Source organism: Agromyces binzhouensis (assembly GCF_004135055.1).
GTDB lineage: Bacteria > Actinomycetota > Actinomycetes > Actinomycetales > Microbacteriaceae > Agromyces > Agromyces binzhouensis.
In genome coordinates this window covers 1-1521 of sequence record NZ_SDPL01000571.1, presented here as the reverse complement: position 1 = coordinate 1521, position 1521 = coordinate 1, and the positions used below count along the sequence as shown (strand labels likewise).

General features: G+C 75.5%; 2 protein-coding genes. One reads left to right on the top strand and one right to left on the bottom strand.

What is annotated here, in order from left to right; genetic code table 11:
• Window positions 1-519: exonuclease domain-containing protein (locus ESO86_RS16795; RefSeq protein WP_129235940.1), on the bottom strand; the 519-nt coding region annotated here is incomplete at its 3' end.
• A gap of 93 nt (window positions 520-612) precedes the next feature.
• On the opposite strand from ESO86_RS16795, the gene ESO86_RS16790 reads away from it, so the two are divergent.
• Window positions 613-1428, top strand: a complete 816-nt coding sequence (locus ESO86_RS16790; RefSeq protein ID WP_129235939.1) for a class I SAM-dependent methyltransferase — start codon at window positions 613-615, stop codon at window positions 1426-1428.
• Window positions 1429-1521: the final 93 nt, after the last annotated feature.

Below are 1521 nucleotides of genomic sequence, written 5' to 3'. Positions count from 1 at the left end.
GAGGTCGCCGGCGTCGTGCCGCTCCGCGGCGTGCACGACGATCGCCGCGCACGCCTCGGCGTCGGCGAGCGCGTCGTGGTGCGCGAAGTCGTCGAACCCGGCGGCCGCGGCCGCCGACGTCAGCCGGTACGAGTCGAGGTGGTACGTCCTCCGGGCGACCTGGAGGCTGCACACGTACCTGAAGTCGGGCACGTCGAGGCCGAGCGCCTCGGAGGTCGCGCGGATGACGCCCATGTCGAAGCCCGCGTTGTGCGCGACGAGCCAGTCGTCGCCGGCGAACTCGCGGAGGAACGGCAGGTGGGTCCGCCAGTCGTCGGCGCGCTCGACCATGTCGGGCGTGATCCCGTGGATGCGCACGTTCCAGGGCGAGAAGTCGCCGTGCGGGAACGGGGGCCGGATGTACCGGTGCTCGCGCGCGACGACGCGGCCGTCGACGACCTTCACCAGCCCGATCGAGCAGGCCGAGGCGGCGGAGGAGTTGGCGGTCTCGAAGTCGATCGCGGTGAAGCTCACTGGCACGCGGGCATCCTCGCACGCGCCGCCGACGCGGCCCGCGACCCGATCGGCGCGCCCCGCCATTGACGCGCGCGCCCGGGTGGCGTGGAATGTGCGGTGGGCGGCATCCGGGGGTGGGCGATGGCTGGCGAGGGCGACGGCACGACCGCGGTGCGCGGCGGACTCCTCGTGGATCCGTCCGAACCCGACCCGCGTCGGGGTGCGCGCCCGGCCGGCGCCGTGGCATCCGTCTACGGGGCCGCCGCGCCCGGGTACCCGCTCGAGGCGGTCGAGTGGCTGGTCGGCGACGCCGCCAGCGTGCTCGACCTCGGCGCGGGCACCGGCGGCCTGACCGAGGCGCTCGTCGCGCTCGATCGCGAGGTCGTCGCGGTCGACCCGGTGGAGGAGATGCTCGAGGAGCTCGAGGTCCGCGTGCCCGGAGTTCCGCGCATCCTCGGCACGGCCGAGGACCTCCCCGTCGAGGACGACTCGGTCGACGCGGTCGTCGCGGGCCGGGCGTGGCACTGGTTCCAGCGCGAGCGCGCCGTGCCCGAGATCGCGCGGGTGCTCCGCCGCGGCGGCGTGCTCGGCTTCGCCTGGAACCGCCGGGACACGAGCCCCGACTGGCTGGTCGCTGCGGGGGAGATCATGCACGAGCAGCCCGACCCGTCGTCGTCCGACCCGTCCGTCCGGATCGGTGGTCCGTTCGGTCCGGTCGAGGCGCACCGCGTCGAGTGGGTCCGGCGGATGTCGCGGGCGACGTTCCTCGACCTGGTCCGCTCGCGCCGCGGCTGGCTGACCGCGCCGCCCGGCGAGCAGCGCACCGTGCTCGCCGCCGTCGAGACGCTCCTCGTCACGCATCCGGATGTCGCGGGCGCCGACGAGCTCTCGGTGCCGTACGTGACCGACTGCTTCCGAGCGATCCGGCGCTGAGGCGTCCGGTCAGGCCGCCCGGGCCCGCGCGTCCGGGTGCCCGTAGACCGCGTACGCGATCGCGCACGCCTCGCCGGCCGCGCGCGCGGCCTC